The sequence below is a fragment of the uncultured Methanofollis sp. genome (genome assembly GCF_937919355.1).
Lineage (GTDB): Archaea > Halobacteriota > Methanomicrobia > Methanomicrobiales > Methanofollaceae > Methanofollis.
The window spans coordinates 1-7017 of sequence record NZ_CALFSA010000223.1 but is presented as its reverse complement, the minus strand read 5'-3'; the positions used below and the strand labels follow the sequence as shown (position 1 = coordinate 7017).

Here is a 7017-nt window from a genome sequence, read left to right as displayed (position 1 = left end):
GGGTGTCGTTGCCATGGGGGTTTGTGACCGTCAGGTTCACGGCGTATGTGCCCGGCACTGCGTAGACATGCTGCGGGTCGGGATCGGCCGAGAAATTCCCGTCGCCGAAGGCCCACGACCACGAGGTCGGGAAACCATCAGAGGTGTCGGTGAAGTTCACCGTAAGGGGCGCGGGGCCGGAGAGGGGAGAGGCGGAGAAGTTCGCCGCGGGCGGACCCTGCGGGGCCGCACTGATGAAACCGGCCTTTGATACAGTGTCATTGGAATACGGGTCCGCAACAGTGAGGTTCACCGCATACGTCCCCGGCACCCCATAGACATAAGCCGGGTCAGGATCGGTTGAGACATTGCCGTCGCCGAATTCCCACGACCACGAGGTCGCATTTCCACGGCTCTCATCCATAAACTGGACCGCAAAGGGGACCATGCCCGCAGTGACATTTGCGGAGAAGTTGGCGCGGAGGAGATGGGGTCCCACCGTGACGAGATCAGGGCGGTGCAGGGTGTCGTTGCCATGGGGGTTTGTGACTGTCAGGTTCACGGCGTATGTGCCCGGAACTGCGTAGACATGCTGCGGGTCGGGGTCGGTCGAAAGGTTCCCGTCGCCGAAGTCCCACGACCACGAGGTCGGGAAACCACCAGAGGTGTCGGTGAAGTTCACCGTAAGGGGCGCGGGGCCGGAGAGGGGAGAAGCAGAGAAGTTCGCCGCGGGCGGACCCTGCGGGACCACATTGATGAGACCTGACTTCAGGGTGGAGTTTGCCGACGTCCCTGCCATGACCGTGAGGTTCACCGAATAGACACCGGGCCCTGTATAGACATGGACAGGATTCCGGTCTGAGGAGACATTGCCATCACCGAAGTCCCAGGCCCATGCATCAGGCGAACCCTCCGAGAGGTCGGTGAACCTGACCGTAAGGGGTGCCATGCCCTCAACTGGCGAGGCCGAGAAGTTTGCGATGAGCGGTGGACTGAGGACAGAACTGAGGACAAGTGCGTCAGCCTTGCCATAGCCGTAACCAGGGTCGTACGCGGCCAACCCGGAATCAGGTGACGGGGAGAGAAGGGTGTCCACAAAACCGGAAGCATTCAGGGAGGGGTCCTGCTCCATAAGCAGGGCGGCGATACCGGCCACATGTGGGGCCGAAGCGCTCGTGCCGTAGAAGGGGTTCGGGAAACCGCCTGCACCTGTCACCTGCACCCCGTCTGTCGCCATGAGGTCGGGCTTGGCTCTCTCCTCGGGGGAGGGGTAGAGGATGGTCACCGGTCCCTGCGAGGAGTACCCCCGGAGTGTGTCCTCGAAATCGATCGCCCCGACCGTGACCACGCCGGGATAGGCGGGGTGGCCGAAGATCGAGTCAGATGGGGTGTTGTACTCGGGGGAGACGGCACCGTAGAAGGTGTAGATCTCAAGGAGGCGCGGCGACCCGTTGACACGGGTGACGCCCGCGTAATAGGTCGCGACGAAGGGGTCAGGGTTGGTGAAGGAGACCACTTCAAGGGGGGTGCCGTTCCCCTCCTGGACGATGGTGCTCATGCCCACCAGCGACCCGGTGCCGTCCCAGACATAGAGGTTGTAGTCGTTCGCTGACGAGACCCAGGGGTCGTCCCACTGGAGCACGACAAATGCCTGAGACACGGCAGAGACCTTGAATGGGAGGAGGACGCTTCCGCCACCGAAGTCATGGGACTGATACCTGTTCCCGGCGTCAAGGTATTCCCCCTGGTAGTGCGACAGGCCGAAGTTGCCGGCCGACGAGACCAGGAGGACGTCTCCTCCGGCCGCGAGGCCCCGGACGCCACCAAGAGGGGCGTTGGCACTCTCGTCAAAGAAAGGTTCGTCGAGATAGACGATGTCGTCGCAGATGACCGTGCACCCTGCATCGGCAAGGGCCAGGAACGCCTCGTCGAAGGAGATCACGTCGCCCCCACAGTCGTGGAAGGAGAGGGAGGCGCCGGGAGCGATGTCATGGACGATCTCAAGCATCGCTGTTCCCTCGTCGCCGCCGAGGGTGTTCGAGAGGACTTCGACGTCGGGAGGGAGGTCACCGGTCTGGACCGAGGTGTTGAGGTGGTCCACGCCGTCGGAGATGACGCCGACCTTCACACCGGTTCCATTGCATCCTGTGGTGTCCCTGAGGTCCTCTGCCCTGAGAAGGACGTCGCCCTCAGTGTCCACCGAACCGGCAGCAAAGAACGGCGGCAGGACGGTCCGCACTGACCGCACTTCGGGGAGGGATGCAAGTCCCCTCAGGTCCTCGACCCATACCCGTGCCACGGCCAGGTGGCGGTCTTCATCCCGCGCCGTCACCTCCACGGCAAAGGGGTCGACACAGGCGGTCGCAGCAGGGGGGTACAGGGAGACATAGACGGTGACCGCTTGAGGGGCGGCATATCCCGAAGACAAGGCAGTATTTGCAGAGGTATTCTCATCAGGCCCGATCATCTCGACAAGATCGGAAGAGAGTTTGGACATCTCATTGCTCTGGGGGGGCCTTTCAGGGGGTGTGTCCCAGCCCCCCGGCCCCGCTCCGGCTCCCGCCGCACCCAGGACGACGAGGAGGAGGAGAAAAATGAGCGGCACCCGCGTACGTAGCAGCATCGTCACGCGCCGCTGAATAGGCACTGACAGTATAAGAGGATCGCGCCCGCACAAGGTTGATAGGAGAGGGCGCCGGATAAGCCCACGGAGGAGGAGATATGACGGTCAGACACAGGGCGCTCTTCCACCTCACCGAGACCGGAAAGACCGGGGCGGTCCTTCAGGCGGTCAGGAACCTCCGTCTGGATATGGGGGACGAGGTAGAGATAGAGGTGGTCGCACACGGCGACGGCGTGAAGGCCTTTCTCCTGACTGGCCAGCACGTGGACGACATCAGGCGCATGACTGAAGAGGGCGTGCGTTTCGCGGTCTGCGCCAACAGCATCAGGGCGATGAGTTTCTCCAGGGACGACTTCCAGCGGTCTGTCGAGGTCGTTCCCTCGGGCATCGGCGAGATCGTGAGACGGCAGAGCGAAGGCTACGCCTATCTCAGACTATGACAGCGGGCCGCCCGGTTCGGACAGCCGCAGCATCGCCGAAGACCTCCCGCAAGGAGATCTCCGGAAAAAATGGATTTATTGGATCAGCACGGCGTTGACGACGCCGTCCTGACCAGGGCGGCTCACAATCCGGGCGCGCCCGAGATCGGTCGTGATGATCGCACCCTTCGTGAGGAGGTTCCGGCGGACATAGTTGATGTTTGCCGGGTTTGCCTCCACGTTCAGAATGCCAGACTTCTTCGTCTCGCCGGTCGCAGGGTTGGAGACGGAAGCAACGTTCAGGCGGAGTGCCCGAACTTTCGTGTTGCCGCCGCGTACCCTGACAATCCGACTCTTGTTCTCCCCGATATGAGTTTCTGCGGGGGCCCGGCCGTGCTCATACCGCCTCTTGCCACAAGCCGGATGGTTCCTGCCGCCGGTGAGGCGCCGTACGGATCTACCTTGCCACTGTATAGTATCACCTCAGGATTACAATCTGTGAGACAGGAATCCCATAGAGAGTGCTATATATATTCTTGTTCTCTGTATTTATACCCTGCTCACTTCAGGATGGCGTCAAGCACGTCCTCGACACCCTCGCCGGTCTTCATGTTTGTCCGGAAGATCTTCATCTCCGGGTTGTACCGCCGCATGTCGGCTTCCATCCGGTCCATGTTGCAGCCGACAAGGGGGGCGAGGTCGACCTTGTTGATCACCCCGATCGAGCAGCCGCGGAACATCATCGGGTGCTTGTTCACGACATCGTCACCTTCAGTCGAGGAGACGACGACGACTCGCTTCTCGGCGCCGAGGGCGAAGTCGGTCGGGCAGACCATGTTACCCACGTTCTCGATAAACAGGACGTCGATCTTGTCGAGGGGGAGGTGGTCGATGGCGTGTTCGACGAGGTGCGCGTCAAGGTGGCACTCGGTACCGGTATTCGCATTGACGGCCGGGACGCCAAGGGCGGCAATCCTCGTGAAGTCGTCGTCACCGTAGACATCACCGGCGATGGCGCCTGCCGCAAGGCCGCGCCCGGCAAGGAGGGGGACCATCCGCTCGATCAGGGAGGTCTTTCCAGACCCGATGGCACCGAGGAGGTCAAAAGCCCTGACACCGTGTTCTTTCAGGTGCGCAGAGTTCTCAGCGGCAAGACGGTCATTTGCGGCATATACGTCCTTCTCGATCCGGACGTCGATGTGGTGCATACATTGAGTATTGAACGTGACCCCTATATAGGTTCACCATCCACCATTCTATAATGGAACGTGTCTGTATCCTCTATCCGTGCTATTTTTCCACCGGTCTGAAGAGGTCCGAGGGGCGGCGGGTCCCTGCCGGACGTGTCGTCATGAACCCGACAGTCGACGATATCGGGGCGGCCCTGAAGAGGTGCGGCTATACGACATACCGGACCGAGGAGAAACACCACCCGGCCCACTGGTTCAAACGGGAGGGCAGGGTTGTCGTGGAGTGCACGACGCCGAAGGGGGACCTCATACAGAAAGTAGCAGGGGCGCTTGAGGTGAGGCAGTGAGCGGCCTCTACGACCTCCACACCCATACCACGATGACGGACGGCGACCTCCTCCCCATCGAACTTGTCCGCCGTCTCTCCGTCCTCGGGTATGAAGTCGTCGCCATCGCCGACCATGTCGACTGCTCGAATATCGACCAGGTGATCACGACAACGTCCTGTCTCAAGAAGAGTGCGAAGCGCTTCGGTGTCCGCCTCCTCTGCGGAGTCGAGATCACCCATGTGCCCCCCGAGGAGATCCCGGAACTCGCAGCGTACGCCAAAGAGAAGGGTGCTGAAGTCGTCGTCGTCCATGGTGAGTCACCGGTCGAACCTGTCGCTCCGGGCACGAACCACGCCGCCTGCTCCTCAAAGGACGTCGATATCCTCGGTCACCCGGGCTTTATCACCCCTGATGATGCACGCCTTGCGGCGAAAAACGGCGTCGCCCTTGAGATCACCTCGCGGAACGGCCACAACAGGACAAATGGTTATGTGGCGGTGACGGCACGGGCCGCAGGGTGCATGATGGTTGTGGACTCAGATGCCCATGCGCCCTCAGACCTCCTCACCAGGGAGGCGAAGATGGCGGTTGCACGCGGAGCAGGGCTAACTGAGGACGAGTGCGCGAGATCGCTTTCTATAAATATTGTTTCGGATTTACTCAAGATTTAATCCATATTTATATTTTGTCGATATGTTTAAATATCGACGCCACCCAATTTATATATGATACTCCCTTTTGCAGGAGTTTTGATGAGGAGTTCTCTTGAAACTTGTGGGGCAGATTGTTAAGATTTGCGGTTCTCGTACGATGATCGTCGGGTGCGACGCCGCCCAGTTGCCCCGCCTCTATGGGGATGTCTTCGACAGACGCACGAAACTGGCCGGGAAGGTAGTCGACATCTTCGGGAATGTGGCCTCGCCCTATGCTGCAGTCGTCTGCAAAGGGGCCTGCAGTGGACGCGTGGGAGAGAAATTATATACAAAAGGTGATGGGAAATGGCAGAAATCGAGAAATTAAAGATGCTTCAGAGCGAGCGCGAGGCTCTGAAGAAGAGGGTACGGACGACAGTGCGGGAGACGGAGAAGAAGCGCGAGGAGGCGACCGAGAACGTCTGTCCGGAGTGCGGCAGCCGGCAGCTCGTCCACGACTATGAGCGTGCTGAACTTGTCTGCAAAAACTGCGGCCTCGTCCTCGACGAGGAGTTCATCGACCGTGGCCCGGAGTGGCGTGCCTTCGACCACGACCAGCGGGTGAAGCGGTCTCGTGTCGGTGCACCGATGACCTTCACCATCCACGACAAGGGCCTCTCGACGATGATCGACTGGCGGAACCGCGACAGTTACGGCCGTGCCATCTCCTCGAAGAACAGGGCGCAGCTGTACCGTCTTCGCAAGTGGCAGCGGAGGATCAGGGTCTCGAACGCCACCGAGCGGAACCTCGCCTTTGCGCTCTCCGAACTGGACAGGATGGCCTCGGCTCTCGGCCTGCCGCGTAACGTGCGGGAGACGGCGGCAGTCATCTACCGTGACGCTGTGGACAAGAACCTGATCAGGGGCAGGTCCATTGAGGGCGTGGCCGCGGCCGCGCTCTATGCGGCATGCCGCCAGTGCTCCGTGCCGCGCACCCTCGACGAGATCGCCGAGGTCTCACGGGTCTCAAGAAAGGAAATCGGGCGGACGTACAGGTTTATCTCCCGCGAACTTGGTCTCAAACTCCTGCCAACCTCGCCGATCGACTACGTGCCCCGCTTCTGCTCCGGCCTCACCCTCAAGGGCGAGGTGCAGAGCAGGGCCGTGGAGATCCTGCGGCAGGCGGGCGAGCGCGAACTGACAAGCGGCAGGGGGCCGACCGGCGTTGCGGCCGCCGCCATCTACATCTCCTCGATCCTGTCGGGGGAGAGGCGGACCCAGCGCGAGGTCGCCGAGGTGGCGGGCGTCACCGAGGTGACGATCCGGAACAGGTACAAGGAACTCGCCGAGAAACTCGACATCGAGATCATCCTCTAATCTCCTTTTTTTCGGGCCGCATGCGTGCCCTGCTCTGCCGTATGGTCAGAGACACCGGTTCAGAGCGCCGGAATGGGAACAGATATAAGGGAACAGAGGCAACACTACAGAGCAGGATCAGGCACTGATCAGGCATAAGGGCTCGTAGATCAGGGGAAGATCGCATCGTTCGCAACGATGAGGCCGCGGGTTCAAATCCCGCCGGGTCCATTCCTTTTTGACGTTTCATTATCAGGAGGGGACGCTCCGCAACCTTCGGCCACGGAGCACCGGTTCTTTTCTGCCCGAACCTCAGAAACCGGTTCCACCGCCCTGAATCTCGCCAAAAAAAAGAGTGTTACCTCCGCCGCAGAAGGATGAGGGCGCTGAGCGCAAGCAGGGGAGTGAAAAGGAGTGTGCTCTGCTGCGGGGTTGTGGCGGGAGGCATTGTACCCTGTGCTTCCGTCAGTGTCGTCGGACCGGCGGCAC

7 protein-coding genes and 1 tRNA gene are annotated in these 7017 nt (G+C 61.0%); 5 read left to right on the top strand and 3 right to left on the bottom strand.

Features of this window, described 5'->3' with window-relative positions:
• On the bottom strand, nucleotides 1–2602 hold a 2602-nt coding region (locus Q0520_RS11005), incomplete at its 3' end, for a PKD domain-containing protein (RefSeq protein WP_298670042.1).
• 98 nt (nucleotides 2603–2700) lie between these two features.
• On the opposite strand from Q0520_RS11005, the gene Q0520_RS11000 reads away from it, so the two are divergent.
• Nucleotides 2701–3042, top strand: coding sequence for a DsrE family protein (locus Q0520_RS11000; RefSeq protein WP_298670040.1), 342 nt, complete (start codon nucleotides 2701–2703; stop codon nucleotides 3040–3042).
• A gap of 75 nt (nucleotides 3043–3117) precedes the next feature.
• Here Q0520_RS11000 and Q0520_RS10995 read toward each other — a convergent pair whose 3' ends face one another.
• Together Q0520_RS10995 and hypB are read right to left on the bottom strand one after the other, a co-directional pair.
• A complete protein-coding gene (locus tag Q0520_RS10995; protein WP_298670044.1) occupies nucleotides 3118–3495 on the bottom strand; it encodes a 30S ribosomal protein S8e in 378 nt (125 codons plus the stop codon).
• 86 nt (nucleotides 3496–3581) lie between these two features.
• On the bottom strand, nucleotides 3582–4229 hold the full coding sequence (hypB, locus tag Q0520_RS10990; protein ID WP_298670038.1) for a hydrogenase nickel incorporation protein HypB: 648 nt from the start codon (nucleotides 4227–4229) through the stop codon (nucleotides 3582–3584).
• Nucleotides 4230–4282: 53 nt separating this feature from the next.
• On the opposite strand from hypB, the gene Q0520_RS10985 reads away from it, so the two are divergent.
• The 4 genes from Q0520_RS10985 (at nucleotide 4283) to Q0520_RS10970 (ending at nucleotide 6759) form a co-directional block, all read left to right on the top strand.
• Nucleotides 4283–4558 (top strand): signal recognition particle subunit SRP19/SEC65 family protein, encoded by a 276-nt coding sequence (locus Q0520_RS10985; RefSeq protein ID WP_298670036.1) that lies wholly within the window; start codon nucleotides 4283–4285, stop codon nucleotides 4556–4558.
• Nucleotides 4555–5211, top strand: a complete 657-nt coding sequence (locus tag Q0520_RS10980; RefSeq protein WP_298670034.1) for a histidinol phosphate phosphatase domain-containing protein — start codon at nucleotides 4555–4557, stop codon at nucleotides 5209–5211. The genes Q0520_RS10985 and Q0520_RS10980 overlap by 4 nt, the downstream gene beginning before the upstream one ends.
• A gap of 327 nt (nucleotides 5212–5538) precedes the next feature.
• Nucleotides 5539–6549, top strand: coding sequence for a transcription initiation factor IIB (locus Q0520_RS10975; RefSeq protein ID WP_298670032.1), 1011 nt, complete (start codon nucleotides 5539–5541; stop codon nucleotides 6547–6549).
• A 138-nt stretch (nucleotides 6550–6687) separates the two neighbouring features.
• Nucleotides 6688–6759: transfer RNA gene (locus Q0520_RS10970), tRNA-Ala, on the top strand.
• Nucleotides 6760–7017: the final 258 nt, after the last annotated feature.

Coding starts and splice junctions, on each gene's coding strand:
- Q0520_RS11000 (WP_298670040.1), top strand. CDS start 2,701: ATGACGGTCAGACACAGGGCGCTCTTCCACCTCACCGAGACCGGAAAG.
- hypB (WP_298670038.1), bottom strand. CDS start 4,229: ATGCACCACATCGACGTCCGGATCGAGAAGGACGTATATGCCGCAAAT.
- Q0520_RS10985 (WP_298670036.1), top strand. CDS start 4,283: ATGGAACGTGTCTGTATCCTCTATCCGTGCTATTTTTCCACCGGTCTG.
- Q0520_RS10975 (WP_298670032.1), top strand. CDS start 5,539: ATGGCAGAAATCGAGAAATTAAAGATGCTTCAGAGCGAGCGCGAGGCT.